Consider the following 21123-nt stretch of genomic DNA (forward strand, 5'->3'; position numbering starts at 1 on the left):
GTGCTTTTTACCTCGAAAAGCGAGGAAAAGAAAGGCTTGCAAATTCGTGTGCTTACTTCTTTGTATAGTACTAAAACTTATACCCTGCAAGACGTATACAGGCTCACCGATTCTTTACTGAAAATAAAGCGACAGCCTGTGATTCCAATAAAGATCCATACGCAACCCGATGACTCCACCTGCGGCCCTACCAGCCTGCATGCTGTGTACCGCTATTTCAAAGATACCATTTCGCTGGGGGAAGTCATCAGAGAAGTTCCTTACCTAGATGAAGGAGGTACGCTGGAAGTGCTACTGGCCTGCCATGCCTTGCGGCGCGGGTATAAGGCCTCCATTTATACTTACAACCTGCATGTTTTTGACCCCACCTGGATTGGGCTAAGCAACGAGGAAGTAATCCAAAAACTGGAGCAGCAACTTGACTTTAAAAAAGGCAGCAAATTTACTAGGGCCACGCAGGCCTACATCGACTTTCTGCAGCTAGGAGGCCAGATCAAATGCCGCGACCTCACCAAGTCGTTACTGCGGGAGTACTTTGAACAAAACATTCCGCTGCTCACCGGCCTTAGCGCCACTTACCTGTACCAGAGCGCCCGCGAAACCAGCGACGAAGCAGGCAATTCCATTTACGATGATATCCAAGGCTACCCAATGGGTCATTTTGTGGTGCTCTGTGGTTTTGGCGAGGATCAGAAAAGAGTCGTAGTGGCAGATCCTTACCGCGAGAACCCTTACTTTAAGGATAACTATTACGAGGTAAACGCATCGCACCTGATAAATTCGATCATGCTGGGCATGGCTACCTTCGATGCTAACCTGCTGGCCATACAGCCGGCTCTTAAAGAACCTGTGCAAAAATAACATGCGAAAAATAGTTGTTGTGGACTTTCTCAAAGATTGGGAAGTGCCTATAGAAGATGTGGAAGTGGTAGACGCACAAACATACCTGACCGGTGCCGCCTATACTGATATCAAAAATGCCCGCATCTTCAATCTTTGTCGATCGTACCGCTACCAGAGCGGTGGCTATTATGTATCGCTGCTGGCTGAGGCAAGGGGCCATAAAGCGATTCCCAGCGTCACGACGATGCAGGACCTGAAGAGCCCTACTATTGCACGGGCAATTACGGTGGAGATAAACGACCTGATTCAGAAAAGCCTCAGCAGTCTGCGTTCCAAGAGCTTTACTTTAAGTATATACTTCGGGCAAAATGTGGCGCAGAAGTATGACAAGCTTTGCAAGCAACTGCACGACCTGTTTCAGGCACCGCTCCTGCGGGCGCAATTTGTTTACAAAGACGAGTGGGTGCTGCAGAGCATTTCGGCCATTCCCATAAATGATGTGCCCGAACACCACCACAAATACCTGAAACGTTTTGCCAAAGCTTACTTTGCCCGCCACAGGTTTGCCGGCGCAAAGCTCACCCGCAAAATATACGACCTGGCCATTTTGGTAGACCCTGCCGAAAAAGCGCCACCATCAAACGATAAAGCCATACAAAACTTTGTGGAAGCTGCCGAAAGTCTGGGATTCTACACCGAACTCATTACCAAAGACGACTACCGCCGCCTGCCGGAATTTGACGCGCTCTTTATCCGGGAAACTACGGCCGTAAACCACCATACGTATCGTTTTTCGCGCAAGGCTTTTGCCGATGGGCTGGTGGTGATCGACGATCCGGAATCTATTCTGCGCTGCACGAACAAAGTATACCTGGCCGAGCTGCTAGCTAAAGCCAAGGTGCCGATCCCTAAAACCATGATCATCCATAAAGATAACCGGGACCAGGTGGAGGCGCTATTGGGGCTGCCCTGTGTGCTTAAAAAGCCAGATAGTTCTTTCTCCCTAGGCGTGGTAAAAGCCAAGGACAAACGCAGCCTGGAGAAGGAATTAGACAAGATGTTGCAGGACTCGGAGCTTATAATCGGGCAGGAGTACACGCCCACTGCCTACGACTGGCGCATCGGCATCCTGGACAAGCAACCGCTTTATGCCTGCAAGTATTTCATGGCAAAAGGTCACTGGCAGATCTACAACTGGAGCGGTAAAAAGCAGGACGAGGAAGGCGATGCAGAGCAAGTGCCCTTCGAGCAAGTGCCGTTTCATGTGCTGCACACCGCTTTAAAAGCGGCCAACTTGATAGGCGACGGTTTGTATGGCGTGGACCTGAAAGACATTGATGGCAAAGCCTACGTGATTGAAGTGAATGATAACCCCAGTATAGATGCCGGCTGTGAAGATAAGATCCTGAAGAAAGAGCTATATACTTCTATTATGCGCTCTATCAAGCGCCGTATTGATAACCATAAAAACTTCAGATCTGATGAGTAATGTACGCAAACCCCTGCACCTGTTTGAAGCTTATGGGGTAGAAATGGAATACATGATTGTGCGTTCCGATACCCTGCAGGTGGCGCCGATCACTGATCAGCTGATCTATGAGGAAGTAGGGGCGTATGTGTCGGATGTGGAGTTTGGGGATGTTGCCTGGAGCAATGAGTTGGTTTTGCATGTGGTGGAACTGAAGACCCAGGAGCCCTCGCCCTCGCTTGTCGGCTTGTATCCGAAGTTTCAGGCCCATGTGCAGCACATTAACCAACTGTTGTGCAAGTATGATGCCTGCCTTTTGCCAACGGGCGCGCACCCGCTCATGAATCCCTTTACCGAAACCAAGTTATGGCCACATGAGCACAACGCTATTTACGAGGCATATAATAAAGTGTTTGATTGCAGGGGGCATGGCTGGGCCAATTTGCAGAGCACCCACCTGAACCTGCCTTTTGCCGGTGATGCCGAATTCGAAAAGCTGCATGCTGCCATCCGGATGGTGCTGCCGCTGATCCCTGCGCTCAGTGCCTCGTCGCCTATACTTGATGGCAAGGTGAGTGGCTACCAGGACACGCGCTTAGAAGTATACCGCCATAACCAGGACAAAGTGCCCAGCGTCGCCGGAAAGGTTATTCCGGAAGCCGTGTTCAGCAAACAGGCGTATGAGGAGCAGATTTTGCAGCGCATCTACCAGGATATTGCGCCGCTCGATCCGGAGGGTGTGCTGCAGGAAGAATTCCTGAACTCGCGGGGAGCGATTGCCCGTTTTGAACGTAATGCCATCGAGATACGCCTGATCGATATTCAGGAATGCCCTTTAGCAGACCTGGCCATACTTCAGACGGTAGTAGCCGTGGTCCGGGCGCTGGTTTCGGAGCGCTGGGTGCCGGTAGCTGAGTTGAAGCAATGGAACGAGGACCGGCTCTCGGAAATGCTGCTGCAGGTTATCAAAGAGGGGCAGGATGCTGTGCTGACTGATATGGCTTATAAAAAGTGTTTTGGCCTAGAGGGAGAAGCTCCCATCACAGCAGGAGAGATGTGGCAACACCTGGATGAGCAGGTAATAGAACTGCACGATCAGCCGGAAGTAGCGAAAGCTCTCAGCACCATTTTGCACAAGGGCAATCTGTCGCACCGCATATTTCAGGCGCTGGGTACTCGTCCCTCTGAAGAAGCCATCATCCAGGTATACAAGCAGCTTGCAACCTGTTTAAACACAGGGGATTTGTTTATACCTGATTTATAAGTCGCAACTTAACCCAATTATATCTCACCAAGTAGCTATGCTTAGATTCCGGGTGCTTTGCACAACTAAAAAGAACAGTTTATAGTATGCAAACAGGATTGATGCTTCCATTTAACTTATATGGCATAGGTAAATTATTTATTCATTTAACCCCACAACTATGAAACTGAAAAGTTTACTTCATTTGGCCATGGTATTAGTCCTTGGCCAATTCCTTTTTGCCTGTAACACGGCAAAATATTATGAGTTTGCTGCTAACAAGCCTGCCGCATACAACCAAAAGCAGAAGCCTGCAGCCGAAACTGTTATAACTCCTACACTTTCAGAAACGGCATTAGCTGCTGCTGAAGAACAGGCCGCCGCCGCTACAGCCGAGCCGGTGCTGGAAGCAAATGTTACTCCTGCACCTACAGTACGACCGCGCAAGCTGCCTGTTTTAGCTAAAGTTCCGGCCGCACCTGCTACAACAGTTGCTACACCTGCCCCTAAAACCATTACAGAGGCAGAAGCGCTGGCGATGGCGAAAGAGCGCCTGGCGAATATGACGAAAGCCGAAAAGAAGTCCTTTAAAAAGGAGGTGAAAAAAGAACTGAAGGAGGCTAAATACCAGGACGGAGGCCGAACTTCTATTGTAGAGATCATTCTGGCTGTTTTGCTGCCCCCACTAGCCGTTTTCCTGCATGACGGGATTGGCACTTCCTTTTGGATCAGTATCATCCTAACCTTGCTGTTCTGGATTCCAGGTATCATTTACGCCTTACTGGTTGTAACCGACACGGTTTGATCCTGACAGTATAAAACAGAAAAAGCACCGGCAATCCCGGTGCTTTTTCTGTTTTCAAGCGCATTGAGTTAACCTCCTAAAATTAACTTGCGTTTAATTGTAACAAGCACCATGTGGAGTTTACTTACTCCTTTAAACAGAAATCAAGCATCAGCATGGATTATAAAGACTACTACAAAGTATTGGGCGTAGAAAAGTCTGCCTCACAAGCCGACATCAAGAAGGCGTACCGTGCACTGGCAAAAAAGTATCACCCGGATAAGAACAAAGGCGATAAAGCCGCAGAAGAAAAGTTTAAAGACATCAGCGAAGCCTACGAAGTGCTGGGCGAGGAAGAAAAGCGCAAGCAGTATGATCAATTAGGCGCTAACTGGCGGCAGTTCCATAACGCCGGCGGCAACCCGTATGCAGGCCAGCAGGGTGGCGGCTTCCAGGGTTCCTACTCACAAGGCGACTTTAATGATATGTTTGGCGGCGGAGGTGGTGGCGGGTTCTCCGACTTTTTTCAGCAGTTCTTTGGCGGAGGCGGTGCTGGCGGTTTTGGCGGACAACGGGCGGGCAGAACCAGAACACCACAGGGCCAGGACTACCAGGCCGAAATGGAAATCTCGCTGCAGGAAGCGCATGACGGCACTTCACGTTTATTAACAGTAAACAACCAGCAGCTGCGCATTACCACCAAACCGGGTGTAGCCGACGGGCAGACGTTGCGCATCAAAGGCAAAGGAGGCCCGGCAGCGGCAGGGGGTACCAGCGGCGACCTGTACATCAATGTGCATGTGCAGCCAGATCCGCGCTTTGAGCGTCAGGGAAACGATCTGCACACTTCGCTGTCTGTAGATATGTACACGGCCATACTTGGTGGCAGTGCTCAGGTAAACACCTTAAGCGGTCAGTTAAAGCTGACGATACCTGCTGGTACGCAAGCCGGCAAAACACTCCGCCTGCGCGGTAAAGGCATGCCCGTTTATGGCAAAGCTGACCAGCACGGTGATCTTTACGTAAAAATAGAAGTGGCGCTGCCTACTAACCTCACAGACGAAGAGAAGCACCTGTTGCAACAACTACGCGACCTGCAGACAGCCCGCACCGCGCATGTATAAATTATGAACTGATCTAACAAAGCTAATGTACCTGTTATGCTAGTTTCCATTGAACAAACAGTTGAGCATAGCCCCATCGGCGACTTTATAAACAGCCTGGCTGAAAGCCAGCTTACTTATTATGCCAGCGACCTGCTGAACGATAAAGGTTGCCAGAGTATGGAGGAACTGAGCCAAGCCATCCGCCGCGCCACAGAGGTATGCTCCTCTATGCACCTGCCGTTGCGCGAAAATTTCAAGGTGGTTTTCCGGTCCAGCCAAGGCGAAGTAGTGCAGGACTGGCGCTTATCGCCTATGGCCTACATGCTGATGGTGATCAATGCCGACTCACGCAACAACCTTATTGCGCGGGCGCAGGTGGAAATGGTGAAACGGGCGCTTCACCTAAGCTGAAAGGGATCGGCTGCGGCAATGCTTGCTGTTGCTGCAGCACCTCACCCCAATCAAATTGCTGGCACAGGCGCTGCATATTCTCCGGCAACTGTGCTTTTATACGCACAGTTTGCCCGGTAAACGGATGCAGAAAAGTAAGTTCAGCGGCATGCAGCAACAGGAAAGCACTTTGTAGCTGTTCTGCAAACATAAGATTGTGCCGCCAGTCGCCGTGTCGTTTGTCGCCAACTATGTAATGCCGGATATGAGCAAAGTGTTTGCGTATCTGGTGCATACGGCCGGTTTCAGGCTTTATGCGCACCAGGCTATAGCGGGCTGTGTTGTAGCGTCCCACCGGTATAGGCAATTCCACGGTGGCTAACCGGTTATAACAGGTGACGGCATCCTGCGCCGGTTTGTTCCGATGGTCTTTATCCGGTTGAATAGGATGATCAATTCTGTCAGTTTCTGAGGTATAGCCCCGCACAATAGCGAAGTAGGTCTTGTCTGCTTCCTGCTCAGCAAAAGCTTTTACAACGGGTGCCGCTGCTTCTGGTGTTTTAGAGAACAGGAGCACGCCGGAAGTGCCCCGGTCCAGGCGATGCAGCGGGTACACGCGATAGCCTAACTGGTCCCGGAGTAGCTGCAGTGCAAATTCCTTCTTTTCTTCGGCAATCCGGGTTCGGTGCACCAGCAATCCGTTGGGTTTGTTGATGGCAACGTAATGGGCGTCTTCATAAATTATCTCAAGCACACTAGTAAAGCGTTTAAATTGCCAAAGGTAGGGAATTTATACTTGTCCTATACATAAGCCGTGCGTAGTGCTAACAGGCAAATAACAGAAAAAGTACTTTAAACTGCATGGCAGAACTTTAAGTATAGACGCTGGTTTTAGTATCTTGCAGGTTAATATCAAGCAGACAACAACAGAGCGCATGGCGATATCGATCAACAACTTACGGAAAGGGAAGAAATACAGGCTGCGAAACTATGGGGAGACGTTTGAGTTCCAGGTGGTAGACATGCCTGAAGAAGATGTTTTTCGGGTAAAGGACCTGCATACACTCGATATGTACCTGCTGCACGACCTTTACCAGTATGGCAGGGGCAAAGACTTTGACCTAGAAGAAATGGAGAACTAAGCGCCGCGGATAACTTTGCCTTTAAGCTCCCAGTGGCTCTTCTGAATAAGCTGGGTGGCGGGATCCCGCACGATTCGGCGCACATACCGCTCTCCGCTTATACTTCCGCCCTCTCGCCGGCGGCCAATAAACAGCGTCACAGGCTCGCCGCGTTCATTGGTAATGTACGTGATGTCGTTTCCTGAGAATTTCCCATCAATTCGCTCCTGCGGGGCATATACTTTATCCAGTATTTTTTCCAGTTTCAGGTTAAGTGGCATGTTCTGCTGTGTCTATTGGGTACTGTATACGCACTCCACAAGTATAAATACTCTTCCTTTGTTAGAAAATCCTTTCACCGTTTGCCTATTCAGTGCTGCTGCGCATCCTTGGCGAAGCCGTCCTTCCGTATGATGCTTTCTCATTGCCAGTTGCAACTATCTTGGTGCCTGCAGGTTAAAAGGTGAACTGCCTGCATACGAACAGTGCTCTTCGGCCGTTTATACTTAAAAGCTGTTTGGCAAGAGGGCTCCTGTAATCTCTGGCGATCTGTAGCGGACTATGCTGCTTATTTTCGACATCTGAACAAGTTGCCAGCGGTTCCCTCAACGCCAAAGCAGCATCATCGTATAAGCTTGAAAACACAGATATTATGCAACCACAAAGCGCCCATTATTTTGTTTACATCTTTGGCGGCAACCCCCGCACAGATGTACAGGTAGGTATAGCAGGCAACCTGGAGCAGCATGTGCTGAATGTCCGGCAGAGCACCCCGCAACCATCAGGTTCAAACCTGGTTTACTATGAGCACTATGACGTGGAAGAGATAGCTTTAAACCGGGAACGTCAGATAAAAAGTGGCGGCATTGACTCAACCTATATGCTGATCGAGTCGATGAACCCCAACTGGCTGGACTTAAGCGATACCTTGAACGGGTGAAAAGAACAGCAGTTCATAAAAAAAAGCGAAACCTGGTGTTCCGCTTTTTTTATGTATACCCGGTAAAGCAATGGGTATCAGCTGCAGTTTTTTTCTGAAGCAGAACTGTTGCCGCTGTCAAATATGTTTTGCCCCTAAATAGAACAGGCATTTAGGTTGTGTTGCCTATCAGGTTTTACCTGTTGCAAAGGCATACCAATGTAGGTATTGCTAAATGCAAGCAGGTACAGTAGTTCCGTCAACCTGTTATTAACGAAAAGCAGAAAAAGCAGAAGGGCACTAGCCTTTCAACCAGCATCGCCGTACCTTTGCCGCCCCATACTGCTTTGCAGCGCTTTTTTACTTGTTCCCCCGGATCATTCATGCTAGATCAAACTATAAAAAATAAGAGTGATAGTGTACGGCTGCAGATGCTGGTTGTAGCCGTAGGCGTGCTGCTGCTGGTTGGTAAGTTCGTCGCTTTTTTTCTGACCAATTCCAATGCAATCCTCACAGATGCCCTGGAGTCGATCATCAACGTGGTGGCAGGCGCTTTTTCCCTGTACAGCCTGATTCTCTCGGCCCGTCCACGGGACGAAAACCACCCATACGGGCATGGCAAAATAGAATTTATTGCCTCAACCCTGGAGGGCTCTATGATCCTTGTGGCTGGGGGGATCATCATCATAAAATCTACCCTCAACCTGTTCCATCCGGTTCCGCTGCAGGAGCTGGACCTAGGTATTATCCTGATCGCTGTTTCGGGCCTTATAAATTATGGGGTGGGAATGATCACGGAACGGCGGGGCAAGCAGCATAACTCCCTGGTGCTGATAGCTGGCGGGAGGCACCTGAAATCTGATGCGTACTCCACGGCCGGTATTCTGGTGGGCCTGCTGCTGATCTATCTCACCGGCCTCATCTGGCTGGACAGTGTCGTAGCGATTCTATTTGGCGCTATAATAGGCTTTACAGGTTACCGTATTCTGCGCAGTTCAGTAGCCGGTATTATGGATGAGGCAGACTATGACCTGCTGAAGCGCATTGTACAGGTGCTGAACGACAACCGACGCGAGAACTGGATCGATATTCATAACCTGCGGGTAATCAAGTATGGCTCCACGCTCCACATCGATTGTCACCTGACGGTGCCCTGGTACCTGACGGTGCTACAGGCCCACGACGAGGTAGATGCAGTGGGCCAACTGATTCGCGAAAGGATCGACCCAAGTATAGAACTGTTCATCCACACCGATCCATGCATCGAACCCTCCTGTTCCATCTGCCTTAAAACCGATTGCGACGTACGGCAGCACCCTTTTCAGGAGCGGGTTGCGTGGGATCTGGAGAAAGTTATTGCCGACCGTAAACACAGTCTGTATTAATATTCAGGTATCGGTATCAATTCTTTTGTAGCTTTAGCGGATAAAAACTTCCAGAAAACCGCATCATTTTAAGTCTGCTACACCGCCAGCTACCCGCATGAAAAACGCACGTCCTGCAGCCCTGAGCTTTATATTCATCACGCTACTCATTGATATTACGGGTCTGGGCCTGATTGTGCCCATTATGCCCAAACTCATCAGCCAGTTGATTCATGGCAACCTGAGCCAGGCGTCGGAGTATGGCGGATGGCTGACTTTTGCCTATGCGCTGATGCAGTTCATTTTCGCTCCTGTGCTCGGTAACCTCAGTGATCGCTTTGGTCGCCGTCCTGTTATCCTGCTCGCGCTGCTGGGCTTCGGTGTCAACTATATCTTTATGGCTTTTGCGCCTACAGTTGGCTGGCTTTTTGTAGGCCGTATTTTATCCGGGATCACAGGGGCTAGCTTTACGGCTGCTTCTGCTTATATAGCCGATATCAGTACACCGGAAAAGCGGGCGCAGAACTTCGGCATTATTGGGGCTGCCTTTGGCGTGGGCTTTATTATCGGGCCGGTGCTGGGAGGTATTCTGGGGCAGTATGGAGTGCAGTTGCCTTTCCTGGCCTCTGCCGGGCTAAGTCTGCTTAACTGCCTTTATGGCTACTTTGTGTTACCAGAATCACTATCACCAGAAAACAGGCGTTCATTCGATTGGAAAAGAGCCAGCCCTTTCGGATCACTCAAGCATCTCCGCAAGTTTCCTGCTATTGCCGGACTGGTTTTGTCTCTTGTTCTGATTTACATCGGTGGCCATGCTGTGCAAAGCACCTGGACCTACTATACTATGGAAAAGTTCAGCTGGAATGAGGCGTGGGTAGGCTACTCGCTTGGCGCTATGGGCATTATGGCAGCCATTGTGCAAGGGGGACTAATCCGGTATATCATACCAGCCATCGGGCAGGAGCGGGGCGTATTTATTGGGCTGCTGTTGTATGGTGCCGGCTTTTTTCTTTTTGCGGTTGTAAACCAAAGCTGGCTCCTGTTTGTGAGCTTGATCCCGTATTCGCTGGGTGGCATTGCCGGGCCATCGTTGCAGGGCATTATCTCTAACCAGGTTCCCGACAACCAGCAAGGGGAGTTGCAGGGAGGCCTCACCAGCCTGATTAGTGCCACTTCCATCGTAGGGCCACCTCTGATGACGTCTTTATTTGCCTATTTTACAACAAAAAACGCGCCGGTGCATTTCCCGGGAGCTCCCTTTATACTTGGTGCTGTTCTAATGCTCCTGAGTGCTGGATTAACGGCACGCAGCTTTAAACGTAACAGTTAAATCAACTGGTGCCATTTATATAAGGGGAGAGGTGGCGGATTAGGTACGTTGTTTGCTTAAACCAATCCACGGGATACTTGTTCTCGTAACTGAATCCTATAAACTTATACTTATGATGATACGCTTGCAAACTATACTACTGCCATTACTTGTACTGCTGACCATGTCCTGTTCGAAGGCAGCCTCTGAGAATGCAACAGGAGGGGAGGGCAGCACCCCGCTGGCGGATACACCCATAGATACCGCCGGCTTGGCGAAGGCTACTTTTGCAGGAGGCTGCTTCTGGTGTACGGAAGGTGTGTTCGAGCGGCTGAGAGGAATCAAAGACGTTGTATCAGGTTATGCGGGCGGTACCAAGCCGCACCCGACGTATGAAGAAGTGAGCTCAGGCACTACCGGCTACGCCGAAGCTGTCCAGATCTATTACGACCCGAAGGTCACCACATACCATGAGTTGCTAGAAGCATTTTTCGTTTCTATTGATCCGACCACGCTTAACCGTCAGGGCCCGGATGTGGGTACGCAATACCGGTCAGTAGTATTTTACAATAGCCCGGAGGAGAAACAAGAAGCTGAACGCTACATAGCGGAACTGCAGCTAAAAGGCACTTATAAGAATAAGATTGTCACCACCATCGAACCTCTGACAACCTTTTGGAAAGCAGAAGAATATCACCAGGATTTCTATCGCCGCAACCCGAACAACCCTTACATAGAGTCGGTAGCGAAGCCTAAGATTCATAAGATAGAGAAGGTTTTTCATGATAAACTGAAGGAGAACGCTGCTGAGTAGCGGAAATCCTCCATCATTTTATACCTGGGCACGTAGTATGAAGTTCATGACTGTTAACTAAACACAAAACTATGAACTTCCTTCTTGAACTATTAGTAAGCGCAGGCGTCATCGTACTGCTGTCTTACATGATGCCGAGTGTGCATGTTAAAAGCTTTTGGACGGCACTTTGGGTAGCCTTTCTGATTAGTATTTTTAATGCCACCATTGGCCTGGTACTTGGCTTTGTATTCAATCTTTTCACATTGTTCCTGCTGCGTTTCATCATTAACCTGATTGTAACAGCACTGATGATCAAGCTGGTTGATATGCTGGTTACTAACTTTAAAGTAGATGGTTTTTGGCCTGCATTGCTTATCGCTATTGTTACGTCGTTAGCCCTTGCCGCAGTTGGCTGGTTGCACCGCGACGATAATGTGAACTCTTATACCAAATTGGAGCAACCTCTAATGCGCACCGAGCTATATAAAGGTAGCATCGCCTAGCATTTCTAAGTAGAGAAGATTATCTAAGTAGAGAAGATTACAAGTATAAAAGCCTGCATAACTGCAGGCTTTTATACTTGTAAGGGAGCTGTGACTGCATTTTCTTGGGTAGTTGAAGAATATCTTTTAGTATTTAGGCTTTGTTTCACCTGTTTTAACTTTTTTATAAGCCTTTCAGCTTATTATATCTTCTTAACAGGTAGAAAGCTAAAAAGCCGTAATATATAACAGTTTGTATACTGAGGGCGTAAGAACATCAAAAGAGAGAGTTCTATGGCACATGCGCACGATCATACTTCCAGAGATTACGGTAAAACTTTTGCTATAGGAGTGGGGCTTAATATCTTGTATGTAGCGGTGGAGCTGTTTTATGGCTTGTCCGTTCATTCCTCGGCCTTGTTGGCAGATGCTGGGCATAATACCACCGATGTGTTAAGTCTGTTGCTTGCCTGGGCCGCTACCTGGGTAGCTAAAAAGCGCCCATCCGGAAAGTATACCTATGGATTGCGGAAAACCACCATCATGGCCTCGCTTGTAAACGGATTGCTGATCATATTTGCTGCCGGCATTATCACCTGGGATGCTATCAGCAAACTGCAAAGCCCGGAACCGGTGCCAGGCAACATCATCATGATCGTAGCTGGCATCGGGGTTTTGATCAATACCATTACGGCGCTGCTTTTTATGAAAGGGCAACAGGGAGACCTGAACATCAAAGGCGCTTTCCTGCACATGGCCGCTGATGCAGGCGTGTCTCTGGGCGTTGTGATTGGCGGCTTACTGATCAGGCTAACCGGTATACAATGGATAGATCCGGTGCTTAGCTTTGTTATTGTGGCCGTAATTCTATACAGTGCGTGGGGCTTATTAGTTGATTCTGTAAAGCTTGCGCTAGATGCTGTGCCTGAAGCAATTAACCTGGAAGACGTGAAATCTTGCTTATTAGCGGCAGATGGTGTACAGGAAGTACACGATCTGCATGTATGGGCCATGAGTACAACTGAAACGGCACTGACAGCGCATTTAGTGGTGCCGCAGCGCCACAATGATCAGTTGCTGTATGATATTCGGGAAGAACTGCACAAGCGCTTTGATATTTCGCACACGACCTTGCAAATCGAAAAAGATTATAACGATACAGCATATCGGCCTTACAAGTGTTAAACTATTAACGCATTTTGTACTTAACATAAAGTACATTATAAGTGACACTTTAATAGATAAATTTCATCGTACATTATAAGTCTTATAATTTATATTATGTTAAGTAATGAATAAAGTATAGCTGATTTCATGCTACATTATACTTAATCCTCCTTCTGCTTAACCTCTCCTTATTTGTTTTAATGGCGCTAAAGAAAACAAAAAAGGGAAACCGAATGGCTTCCCTTTTTTGTTTGTAATAACAAGCTGCTTATTGCTGGCTCATTTTCTTGCTGATACGGTCGGCATCAGCTTTACGGCCTACACGCGTATACACACGCACCAAGTTTTGCATCGTGCTTTGGTCGTCTGGCTGAATTTCCAACGCTTTCTCGAAGTATGGCAGCGCTTCAGCAAAATGCTTCTTCGCATCTGCTTCTAATGCTTTGCCTTTCTTTTGGTAAGTAGCGTAATCCATTTTAGCTGCTTTGTTGTTTATTTCGCTTGCTCTATTATACTCCAGTACGCCCAGGTTGTAGTACGCATCGAAATTGTTCGGATCAAGCGCAATTGCCTTTTTGTAGCTTTCTGTTGCCTCGTCCAGCGTGCCTTTACGCTCCTGCAGGTTACCAAGTACGGCATACAGGCTGGCATTATTCGGATCAGCATCAATTGCTTTCTTTAGTTTGGCCATGGCCTCATCGCCACGGTCATTCTTCAGGTAGTACTTCAATTCTTCCTGCATCAGGTAAACACTGTTTGGGTGCTCCTGCAGGGCATTGGCTAAGGTAGCCATAATCTCCTGCTCCGGCGCTTCTATTTGCTGCTGCAGTTGAATTTTGGCTTTATACACGTCCTCTGTCTTATGGCCCATGTCAATCAACTTATCATAATATTTGATTGCGGCAGGGTAATCCTGGTTAGCTGTAGAAGCGTATGCGGCATAAAGTACAGACGTCGTATCAGTTGGGTTAATCTTGGACGCTAGGTTATACTTATCAATCGCTTCTTTCCACTGCTGGTTGTTGTGGAATTCAACTGCCTGGTTTAATACCTGGCCATACAGCATTTCTTTACGAGCCGGTACCTGCTTGCCAAACTCCCCGTCTTTGCCATCCAGGCTCAACGTTTTGTCAAAAGCATCAAGCACTATTATCGGGGTATTATCATTGGTCAGCTTGCCATAGATAGGATTACCGATCATATCCTGGTAAATCACACCACGGTAAAACCACGTTTTTGCTTTATCTTTTGTCTTCGGGTGCTCAATAGCTTTGTCGATGTCAGCCTGCGCTTTGTCCAGCGTGCCATTCTTATGATTCAGGATGGCGCTGTTTACAGCTGAGTTCTGAGCGCTCGCAACCGATATACTCGATGCTACTAAGGCTGTCAAAAGAACTTTTCTCATATTAGTTAAGAATTGGTTTGTGTTTATTAGTCTAAACGTATAATAAGTGAAATAAAATTCCCTTTAAATTACACTTCTACTTCGTCAGTTGTTTCCGGATCGATCAGGTTATCAGGTTGCAGCGAGTCTTCGGGCTTGATTTCTGATTGTTCAAATACCTCTTCCTCCACTTCATCCTCATTCTCCATATCCACTTTGGCCACTGAGGATATCTGGTCTCCTTCATTCAATTTGATCAGGCGTACGCCTTGCGTGGCCCGGCCGATTACACGAATATCAGACACATTCAAACGGATCGTGATGCCTGAACGGTTGATGATCATCAGATCATCCGTATCCACTACGCCTTTTATCGCGACAAGTTTACCCGTTTTATCCGTTACGTTTAGTGTTTTAACACCTTTACCGCCGCGGTTCGTAATGCGGTACTCATCCAGCAGCGACCGTTTGCCAAAGCCGTTTTCTGATACGACCAGCAGCTCTGTATTTTCATTCTGTACACAAACCATACCAACTACTTTATCATCTGGTCCGGCCAAGGTAACACCCCGTACGCCGGCTGCATTGCGCCCCATGTTGCGCACCTGGCTTTCGTTAAAGCGGATGGCCCTACCCGACCCCAGCGCAATCACAATTTCGCTGTTGCCATTGGTCAGCTGCACATCCAGCAGGCGATCACCGTCATTAATGGTGATCGCATTAATGCCATTGGTACGTGGGCGGGAATATGCTTCCAGCGCCGTCTTTTTGATTGTACCATGCTCTGTACAGAAAATCAGGTTATGGTTCAGCACAAAGTCCTGGTTCTTCAAGTCATGTACATTCAGAACCGCCCGTACATTATCGTCTTTCTCTATCTGGATAATATTCTGGATGGCGCGCCCTTTGGTCGTCTTCCCTCCTTCTGGTATTTCATATACCTTCAGCCAGAAAAGGCGGCCGAACTCGGTAAAGAAAAGCATGTAGTTGTGGGTGTTGGCCACGAAAAGGTGCTCGGTAAAGTCACTCTCTTTCGAGGCAGCCACTCCCCTCGATCCTACCCCGCCGCGGCTCTGGCTGCGGTACTCACTCAACGAAGTACGCTTGATATAGCCTTCATGCGAGATCGTGATCACCATGTTCTCCTCCGGAATCATGTCCTCGTACGAGATGTCACCTGTAGAAGCCTCGATGCTCGTACGGCGCGCATCACCATAGCGGCTCTTGATGTCCAGCAGTTCGTCCTTGATGATCTGCATGCGCAGGCCTTCATTGTTGAGTACTTCTGTGAGGTAGTCGATCAGCTTCATGATCTCGTCATACTCCTGCTGTATCTTATCGCGCTCCAGGCCGGTAAGGCGCTGCAGGCGCATGTCCAGAATGGCGCGCGCCTGTAACTCAGAAAGGTTAAAGCGCTCAATTAAGCCATTGCGAGCTATTTCCGGATCGCGCGATGAGCGAATCAGGTTGATTACTTCATCCAGGTTATCCAGCGCTATCAGCAGGCCTTGCAGGATGTGGGCACGCTTCTGTGCTTCGTCCAGCTCAAAACGTGTCCGGCGAATTACCACCTCATGCCTGTGTTCTACAAAGTAGTGGATCAGCTCCTTCAGGTTCAGCGTCATCGGGCGGCCTTTTACCAGCGCCACGTTGTTTACGCCAAACGAAGATTGCAGGGCCGTATACTTGTACAGGTTGTTGAGTACTACATTTGGTATAGCATCGCGCTTGAGGTCATACACGATGCGAAGGCCATCGCGGTCTGACTCATCACGCAGGTCAGCAATGCCTTCTATTTTCTTCTCGTTCACCAGGGCCGCTGTTTTCTCAATCAGCGAAGCCTTGTTGACCATGTATGGGATCTCTGTTACAATGATCTGCTCTTTACCTGAAGGGAGCACCTCAAAATTTGCACGCCCGCGCATTAAAACGCGGCCACGCCCGGTTTCGAAGGCAGTCTTCACGCCATCATACCCATAGATGATGCCTCCAGTCGGAAAGTCAGGCGCTGTGATATACTGCATCAGCTCCGCAATCGTGATTTCATGGTTATCAATGTAGGCAATTGTGCCATTGATCACCTCAGTGAGGTTGTGCGGCGCCATGTTGGTAGCCATACCTACGGCAATACCGGAGGTGCCATTAACCAGCAGGTTAGGAAATCTGGCCGGCATTACACTCGGCTCTTTCAGAGAATCGTCGAAGTTGGGGACAAAATCAACGGTATTTTTATCCAGGTCTGCCAAAAGCTCGTCAGCTATGCGTTTGAGGCGGGCCTCCGTGTAACGCATAGCAGCCGGCGAGTCGCCGTCAATAGAGCCATAGTTTCCTTGTCCGTCTACGAGCGGGTAACGCAGCGACCATTCCTGGGCCATACGCACCATGGTGTCGTATACTGATGAATCGCCGTGCGGGTGGTACTTTCCTAATACCTCCCCTACGATACGGGCTGATTTCTTATAGGCTTTGTTGTAAGATACCCCCAGTTCGGACATTCCGTAAAGTACCCGGCGGTGTACCGGCTTCAGTCCATCCCGAACGTCAGGTAAGGCTCTGGAAATGATAACAGACATCGAGTAGTCGATATACGCACCGCGCATCTCGTCTTCAATGTTGATCGGTATTATTCGTTCGCCTTCAGTCATTGTCTAAGGTCTAAATAATGGTTGTTGTTGTGTTTAATCCGGCAATTTATAAAAAAACTATAAAGGCTATATAGCTTAATGCTTATTTCGGCTTTGGTCGTTGCGGCTGCTGGTATTCTCTTTGGATGCTTTAGGCAGCTTCTCTCCCATTTTCGGGTTTTGTTTTTTCCAGAATGGCTGGCCTCTGTACTCCTGCTCACCGCCATGGCGATGCACCATACGAACCTGGCAGGAAGCAATCGGGCAGCGGGGTTTGCAGGAGAAAGTAGAAAAGGCAATCAGAAGGATACTCAGCAGTAGTAAAAGACGGTTTTTAGCCATGTGTTCAGTATTTGGAAGAGCCCCGAAAAGTAGCTGGTACTCTAAAATCCATATCATACAAAAGTAAGCATTTTTTACCAGAAAAGCACGTTTTGTTCGCCAATATTCCCCATGTAAAAGCCCTCTGTAAGCCTCACATGAAGGCTTATAAAGGATGGAAACCGTTGATCGTAAATCCGCCATCTACCGCCATGGTCTGGCCGGTGATATAGGCGGCGGCAGGCATACACAAAAAGGCCACCGCTGCAGCTACGTCGGCAGGTTCGCCTACGCGCCGCAGCGGGGTGCGACTGATCACAGCATCATAGAAATCCTTCTTCTGAAGCACAGTTTGCGCCAGGGGCGTACTGATGTACCACGGCGCTACTGCATTGACCCGAATACCGGCACTTGCCCATTCTGCTGCCAGGTTCCGCGTCAGCTGCGTGAGCGCTGCTTTAGTCATGCCATATATGCTGCCGGTACGCACATGTAGTAGCCCGGCTACGGATGTAACATGCACCACATTTCCTTGTCCGGAGGCTTGCAGCAGCGGGTATAAGCCCCGGTTTAATTCAAATGCTGCGCGCAGGTTGGTTTGCATGATGAAATCGTATTCATCCATTGTATACTCCATGGTAGGCTTGCGGATGTTGGTACCCGCATTATTCACCAAAATATCAAGCTGCTCCCAAAGTTGCTGCACATGGGTCACTAGCTTTGCTCTGCCTTTGGCTTGGCTCACATCTGCTACCAGCGTATGCAGTCGTTCCGGGTACTTCTCCTGCAATTTATCCAGGTCTTCCTGTTTGCGTGCCACGGCCAGCACTTCGGCCCCGAGTTGCAGAAACTCAGCCACTACTGCTTCGCCAATCCCCTTAGAACCACCAGTTACCACTGCAGTTTTCCCGGTCAATAGCCATCTGTTTTGCATTATTTCGTTTGTTAGTATGAAGAGCTAAATAACGAAACTTTCCCCTTTTCGCCTAACGTGAGTTGCTGTTTGCCAGCGTACACGTAAGATGAAGCTGAGCCAGAAGCTGCTACGGAAAGTACATACAAGACAGTGTAACTTGCTAAAAGCTTTTCGGAGGGTTAGTCGGTTTGCTCATAAGAACACTTTTGCAGGAGCAACAATAGGATAACTTCTAGAGCGCTTTTGGATGCACTAAGCTACTCCAGGTATTAAAAAACCTGTTTAATTTACTGCGGCACGTATACAGTTACCTATTCCTCTGTCAGCTTCGTATTTGGAATAAGTATAAACTTAAAACGTTTTCTATGATCAGATTAGCAAGTTCCATTCCCGCGACCTGTCCACAACTGCCTTTAGCACTGCTCTTCTCTTCGGCGCACCACCTACAGGCCTTTATGTTAAGCCCCATAAGTTTGGATGGAGTACCAAAGTAATGCCGCTAGCGCAGCAATTACCCGGCGCTATAGGCTCCAGCATAACAGCAATTGAACTTTTCAATACCGTAAGTGCCTATACTACTCCTACTTATTTGCCTGAACCGGGGTACCTGCTGCTGTTACAAGTATGGCTGGCGAAAAAATCAATGATTACTTATACTTACATTAAACCTAAGATGAACTTGTACCTGTTTATTCCTGGCTTAATTCTTATGCTATGGACTGTTGTAGATCTGGTTTATACGACGTTTGCGCCGCGGGGCTCTGGTTATATCAGCGGCTCGGTTACATCAGGGTTATGGTACTTTTTTAAATTTTTAGATAAGCGCTTACCCTATAAGAGCATTCTGGATGCCGCCGGAATAAGCATCATCATGTCGATCTTGCTGGTCTGGACACTGCTGTTATGGACTGGAAATGTGCTGATGTTTGCCTCAACCCCGATGGCTGTTGTAAATAGTACTTCGAAATTGCCCGCAACTACGCTCGAACGGGTATACTATGCCGGTTACCTGCTTTCTACGCTGGGCAATGGCAACTTTGAGGGGGGCACAGACTGGTGGATGATCATTTCTTCGATCATGTCTTTCACAGGGTTGATGATGATTACCATTGCTATTTCATACATGGTGCCGGTGCTATCTGCCATCACCTCCCGACGAGCCATCAGTATACGCATTGCTTCCATTGGGCACAGCCCCCAGGCGATGCTGCTAAACAACTGGAATGGCAAAAACTTCAGCATGCTGAATGATCAGTTGCAGGAATTAGCCCTGAGCATTGCCGGCCAGGGGCAACTGCACCTGGCCTACCCGGTGCTGCACTATTTTCATCATTCGCAAAAATCGACGGCTATACTTCCCAACCTGGCTGCTCTAGATGAAGCCTTGAGCATATTGCTGCTTTACGTACCGGAAGATCAACAGCCGGACAAGCAGTACTTGGAGCCAGTGCGTAAATCCATTACCACTTTCCTAGAGTCGCTTACGACAACATTTATCAATCCGTCCGGAGGCGATATTCCTCCTTTTAATATCAGTGAATTAAAAAGAGCACACATACCGCTGCTGGAGCCTGAAGAAGAGAAGATCCGGCAACTGGACTTCCGCCGGCACATACTGGAGGCTATGCTGAAGAACGATGGCTGGAACTGGGAAAAATTAGATAATCCTGTCTTTAATGAAAAAATGGACTTGCACCGCCTGAATGCTAACCAATAAGGGGCATTCTCTTGAACTCTTTGGTTCTGTCAAATAAGTAGCGGTATGTATGGTAGGTTTTGTAAATGCTGCCACCTACCTGTACCGCAGTATTCATCATCTTGGGGTTAAAATCGCCGATCCAGTTCATCTGCATCTCTTCGTAAGGCAGCGAAGGATTATCCTGGATAATCTTTCCGCTCTCTACTACCATGGCAGCTTCCACGCCTTTGCGCTGATGCTCTGGCACTACGCCAAATACCAGGCCGAACATTGCCCTACAATCGCCTTTCCAGCGGTGATAGATAAACTTGATCTTGCCCCAGGTATCCAGCTTACCGTTTACGTATTTAAAAAGTTGGTTAAGCTCCGGCAAGCTGATGAAGAAGCTGATAGGCTCCCCTTTGTAGTAGCCGAACCATACAATGCGCTCATCCAGTATCGGCTTAAGCTGGTTCATGATGCTCATGGCTTGCGCTTCGGTCATACCTTTCACGCCTTCATGCTTGTTCCAGGCTTTGTTGTAAACAGTCCGGAAATCTTCTGCATACTTCTTCAGGTCCGTTTTATTCATGTGCTGGAAAGTATAATCCGGATCATCCAGAATAGCAGCAGCTTTGTTAAAGAAACGGGGCTCTAAACGCTCATCCACTTTGCGCCAGTATACATACTGTTTAAAGTATACTTGAAATCCATACTGCTCAAACAACTGCAGGTAGTAAGGCGCGTTGTAATTCATGCAGTACGTAGGTGCGTAAAAGCCATCCGCCAGCAGCCCCCACCAACGGTCACGGTCACCAAAGTTAATGGGGCCATCCACAGCTTCCATGCCCCGTGCTTTTAACCAATTCACGGCAGCATCAAAAAGCATGTTTGCCGCTTCCTGGTCATTGATACAGTCAAAAAATCCCAAGCCCCCGGTTGGCTGCTCAAATGTATGCGCAGTTTTCTTATTAATAAAAGCTGCGATACGCCCGATAGTCTTACCCTTTTCATCACGCAGAACCCAGCGTATGGCCTCTCCGTCGCGCAGCAATTTATTCTTTTTCCGGTCGAATACGCTCTCCACATCCTTGTCAAGCGGACGGATGTAGTTCGGATCTTTTTTGTATAGCTTAACGGGTTGCAGCAGAAATTCCTGCACCAGTTCCGGGGTCGTTACCTCTATCAATTGCATCATATCGCGTCTG

General features: G+C 48.4%; 21 protein-coding genes. 14 read left to right on the forward strand and 7 right to left on the reverse strand.

All coding sequences use genetic code 11. The features are described from left to right. Nucleotides 1-138: 138 nt before the first annotated feature. From ABDW72_RS13855 to ABDW72_RS13880, 6 genes are all read left to right on the forward strand, one after another. Entirely contained in the window at nucleotides 139-861 is a 723-nt protein-coding gene (locus ABDW72_RS13855) for a C39 family peptidase (protein ID WP_347159174.1), read from the forward strand. A 1-nt stretch (nucleotide 862) separates the two neighbouring features. Beyond that, nucleotides 863-2332: a RimK family ATP-grasp domain-containing protein gene (locus tag ABDW72_RS13860; protein ID WP_347159175.1), complete on the forward strand. Its 1470-nt coding sequence runs from the start codon at nucleotides 863-865 to the stop codon at nucleotides 2330-2332. Next, nucleotides 2325-3575 (forward strand): carboxylate-amine ligase, encoded by a 1251-nt coding sequence (locus ABDW72_RS13865; protein WP_347159177.1) that lies wholly within the window; start codon nucleotides 2325-2327, stop codon nucleotides 3573-3575. Before ABDW72_RS13860 ends, ABDW72_RS13865 begins: the two co-directional genes overlap by 8 nt. A 160-nt stretch (nucleotides 3576-3735) precedes the next feature. Then, the gene (locus tag ABDW72_RS20375; protein WP_430438156.1) at nucleotides 3736-4359 is read left to right on the forward strand and encodes a YqaE/Pmp3 family membrane protein; all 624 of its coding nucleotides are present in this window, start codon (nucleotides 3736-3738) and stop codon (nucleotides 4357-4359) included. Between the two features lie 155 nt (nucleotides 4360-4514). Beyond that, on the forward strand, nucleotides 4515-5462 hold the full coding sequence (locus tag ABDW72_RS13875; RefSeq protein WP_347159178.1) for a DnaJ C-terminal domain-containing protein: 948 nt from the start codon (nucleotides 4515-4517) through the stop codon (nucleotides 5460-5462). A 36-nt stretch (nucleotides 5463-5498) separates the two neighbouring features. Then, complete coding sequence (locus ABDW72_RS13880) at nucleotides 5499-5855, forward strand: hypothetical protein (RefSeq protein WP_347159179.1); 357 nt, start codon at nucleotides 5499-5501, stop codon at nucleotides 5853-5855. On the opposite strand, the gene ABDW72_RS13885 is transcribed toward ABDW72_RS13880, so the two are convergent. Then, nucleotides 5803-6588, reverse strand: coding sequence for a pseudouridine synthase (locus ABDW72_RS13885; RefSeq protein WP_347159180.1), 786 nt, complete (start codon nucleotides 6586-6588; stop codon nucleotides 5803-5805). The genes ABDW72_RS13880 and ABDW72_RS13885 overlap by 53 nt on opposite strands. Before the next feature lie 181 nt (nucleotides 6589-6769). Between ABDW72_RS13885 and ABDW72_RS13890 the strand changes: the two genes are divergently transcribed. Beyond that, entirely contained in the window at nucleotides 6770-6976 is a 207-nt protein-coding gene (locus tag ABDW72_RS13890) for a hypothetical protein (RefSeq protein WP_347159181.1), read from the forward strand. On the opposite strand, the gene ABDW72_RS13895 is transcribed toward ABDW72_RS13890, so the two are convergent. Continuing rightward, on the reverse strand, nucleotides 6973-7236 hold the full coding sequence (locus ABDW72_RS13895; RefSeq protein WP_347159182.1) for a hypothetical protein: 264 nt from the start codon (nucleotides 7234-7236) through the stop codon (nucleotides 6973-6975). The genes ABDW72_RS13890 and ABDW72_RS13895 overlap by 4 nt on opposite strands. A gap of 371 nt (nucleotides 7237-7607) precedes the next feature. Between ABDW72_RS13895 and ABDW72_RS13900 the strand changes: the two genes are divergently transcribed. From ABDW72_RS13900 to ABDW72_RS13925, 6 genes are all read left to right on the forward strand, one after another. After that, nucleotides 7608-7895, forward strand: a complete 288-nt coding sequence (locus tag ABDW72_RS13900) for a GIY-YIG nuclease family protein (protein ID WP_347159183.1) — start codon at nucleotides 7608-7610, stop codon at nucleotides 7893-7895. A 362-nt stretch (nucleotides 7896-8257) separates the two neighbouring features. After that, the gene (locus ABDW72_RS13905) at nucleotides 8258-9259 is read left to right on the forward strand and encodes a cation diffusion facilitator family transporter (RefSeq protein ID WP_347159184.1); all 1002 of its coding nucleotides are present in this window, start codon (nucleotides 8258-8260) and stop codon (nucleotides 9257-9259) included. 40 nt (nucleotides 9260-9299) lie between these two features. Beyond that, on the forward strand, nucleotides 9300-10568 hold the full coding sequence (locus ABDW72_RS13910; protein WP_347159326.1) for a TCR/Tet family MFS transporter: 1269 nt from the start codon (nucleotides 9300-9302) through the stop codon (nucleotides 10566-10568). Nucleotides 10569-10680: 112 nt separating this feature from the next. Further along, on the forward strand, nucleotides 10681-11361 hold the full coding sequence (gene msrA / locus ABDW72_RS13915) for a peptide-methionine (S)-S-oxide reductase MsrA (protein ID WP_347159185.1): 681 nt from the start codon (nucleotides 10681-10683) through the stop codon (nucleotides 11359-11361). 71 nt (nucleotides 11362-11432) lie between these two features. Beyond that, nucleotides 11433-11846 (forward strand): phage holin family protein, encoded by a 414-nt coding sequence (locus tag ABDW72_RS13920; protein WP_347159186.1) that lies wholly within the window; start codon nucleotides 11433-11435, stop codon nucleotides 11844-11846. Nucleotides 11847-12119: 273 nt separating this feature from the next. Further along, nucleotides 12120-13010 carry a cation diffusion facilitator family transporter gene (locus ABDW72_RS13925; RefSeq protein WP_347159187.1) on the forward strand — a complete coding sequence of 297 codons (891 nt, stop codon included), beginning with the start codon at nucleotides 12120-12122 and terminating at the stop codon, nucleotides 13008-13010. A 250-nt stretch (nucleotides 13011-13260) separates the two neighbouring features. Here the strand turns inward: ABDW72_RS13925 and ABDW72_RS13930 are convergent, their stop codons facing one another. From ABDW72_RS13930 to ABDW72_RS13945, 4 genes are all read right to left on the reverse strand, one after another. Further along, on the reverse strand, nucleotides 13261-14397 hold the full coding sequence (locus ABDW72_RS13930) for a tetratricopeptide repeat protein (protein ID WP_347159188.1): 1137 nt from the start codon (nucleotides 14395-14397) through the stop codon (nucleotides 13261-13263). A 68-nt stretch (nucleotides 14398-14465) separates the two neighbouring features. Next, nucleotides 14466-17021, reverse strand: a complete 2556-nt coding sequence (gyrA, locus tag ABDW72_RS13935) for a DNA gyrase subunit A (protein ID WP_347159189.1) — start codon at nucleotides 17019-17021, stop codon at nucleotides 14466-14468. Between the two features lie 75 nt (nucleotides 17022-17096). Then, a complete protein-coding gene (locus ABDW72_RS13940; RefSeq protein ID WP_347159190.1) occupies nucleotides 17097-17342 on the reverse strand; it encodes a hypothetical protein in 246 nt (81 codons plus the stop codon). A gap of 145 nt (nucleotides 17343-17487) precedes the next feature. After that, entirely contained in the window at nucleotides 17488-18255 is a 768-nt protein-coding gene (locus ABDW72_RS13945) for an SDR family oxidoreductase (protein ID WP_347159191.1), read from the reverse strand. Nucleotides 18256-18946: 691 nt separating this feature from the next. On the opposite strand from ABDW72_RS13945, the gene ABDW72_RS13950 reads away from it, so the two are divergent. Next, complete coding sequence (locus tag ABDW72_RS13950) at nucleotides 18947-19954, forward strand: hypothetical protein (protein WP_347159192.1); 1008 nt, start codon at nucleotides 18947-18949, stop codon at nucleotides 19952-19954. Here the strand turns inward: ABDW72_RS13950 and ABDW72_RS13955 are convergent. Then, the gene (locus tag ABDW72_RS13955) at nucleotides 19944-21113 is read right to left on the reverse strand and encodes a hypothetical protein (protein WP_347159193.1); all 1170 of its coding nucleotides are present in this window, start codon (nucleotides 21111-21113) and stop codon (nucleotides 19944-19946) included. The two genes, ABDW72_RS13950 and ABDW72_RS13955, sit on opposite strands and share 11 nt — an antisense overlap. Nucleotides 21114-21123 lie beyond the last annotated feature (10 nt).

The organism is Pontibacter chitinilyticus, assembly GCF_039748935.1.
GTDB lineage: Bacteria > Bacteroidota > Bacteroidia > Cytophagales > Hymenobacteraceae > Pontibacter > Pontibacter chitinilyticus.

Excerpts from the sequence above, each read along its gene's own strand:
- ABDW72_RS20375 (WP_430438156.1), top strand. The coding sequence starts at position 3,736 with ATGAAACTGAAAAGTTTACTTCATTTGGCCATGGTATTAGTCCTTGGC.
- ABDW72_RS13945 (WP_347159191.1), bottom strand. The coding sequence starts at position 18,255 with ATGCAAAACAGATGGCTATTGACCGGGAAAACTGCAGTGGTAACTGGT.
- ABDW72_RS13865 (WP_347159177.1), top strand. The coding sequence starts at position 2,325 with ATGAGTAATGTACGCAAACCCCTGCACCTGTTTGAAGCTTATGGGGTA.
- ABDW72_RS13875 (WP_347159178.1), top strand. The coding sequence starts at position 4,515 with ATGGATTATAAAGACTACTACAAAGTATTGGGCGTAGAAAAGTCTGCC.
- ABDW72_RS13900 (WP_347159183.1), top strand. The coding sequence starts at position 7,608 with ATGCAACCACAAAGCGCCCATTATTTTGTTTACATCTTTGGCGGCAAC.
- ABDW72_RS13905 (WP_347159184.1), top strand. The coding sequence starts at position 8,258 with ATGCTAGATCAAACTATAAAAAATAAGAGTGATAGTGTACGGCTGCAG.
- ABDW72_RS13860 (WP_347159175.1), top strand. The coding sequence starts at position 863 with ATGCGAAAAATAGTTGTTGTGGACTTTCTCAAAGATTGGGAAGTGCCT.
- ABDW72_RS13895 (WP_347159182.1), bottom strand. The coding sequence starts at position 7,236 with ATGCCACTTAACCTGAAACTGGAAAAAATACTGGATAAAGTATATGCC.
- msrA (WP_347159185.1), top strand. The coding sequence starts at position 10,681 with ATGATGATACGCTTGCAAACTATACTACTGCCATTACTTGTACTGCTG.
- ABDW72_RS13880 (WP_347159179.1), top strand. The coding sequence starts at position 5,499 with ATGCTAGTTTCCATTGAACAAACAGTTGAGCATAGCCCCATCGGCGAC.
- ABDW72_RS13925 (WP_347159187.1), top strand. The coding sequence starts at position 12,120 with ATGGCACATGCGCACGATCATACTTCCAGAGATTACGGTAAAACTTTT.
- ABDW72_RS13930 (WP_347159188.1), bottom strand. The coding sequence starts at position 14,397 with ATGAGAAAAGTTCTTTTGACAGCCTTAGTAGCATCGAGTATATCGGTT.
- gyrA (WP_347159189.1), bottom strand. The coding sequence starts at position 17,021 with ATGACTGAAGGCGAACGAATAATACCGATCAACATTGAAGACGAGATG.
- ABDW72_RS13920 (WP_347159186.1), top strand. The coding sequence starts at position 11,433 with ATGAACTTCCTTCTTGAACTATTAGTAAGCGCAGGCGTCATCGTACTG.
- ABDW72_RS13950 (WP_347159192.1), top strand. The coding sequence starts at position 18,947 with ATGCTATGGACTGTTGTAGATCTGGTTTATACGACGTTTGCGCCGCGG.
- ABDW72_RS13890 (WP_347159181.1), top strand. The coding sequence starts at position 6,770 with ATGGCGATATCGATCAACAACTTACGGAAAGGGAAGAAATACAGGCTG.
- ABDW72_RS13940 (WP_347159190.1), bottom strand. The coding sequence starts at position 17,342 with ATGGCTAAAAACCGTCTTTTACTACTGCTGAGTATCCTTCTGATTGCC.
- ABDW72_RS13955 (WP_347159193.1), bottom strand. The coding sequence starts at position 21,113 with ATGATGCAATTGATAGAGGTAACGACCCCGGAACTGGTGCAGGAATTT.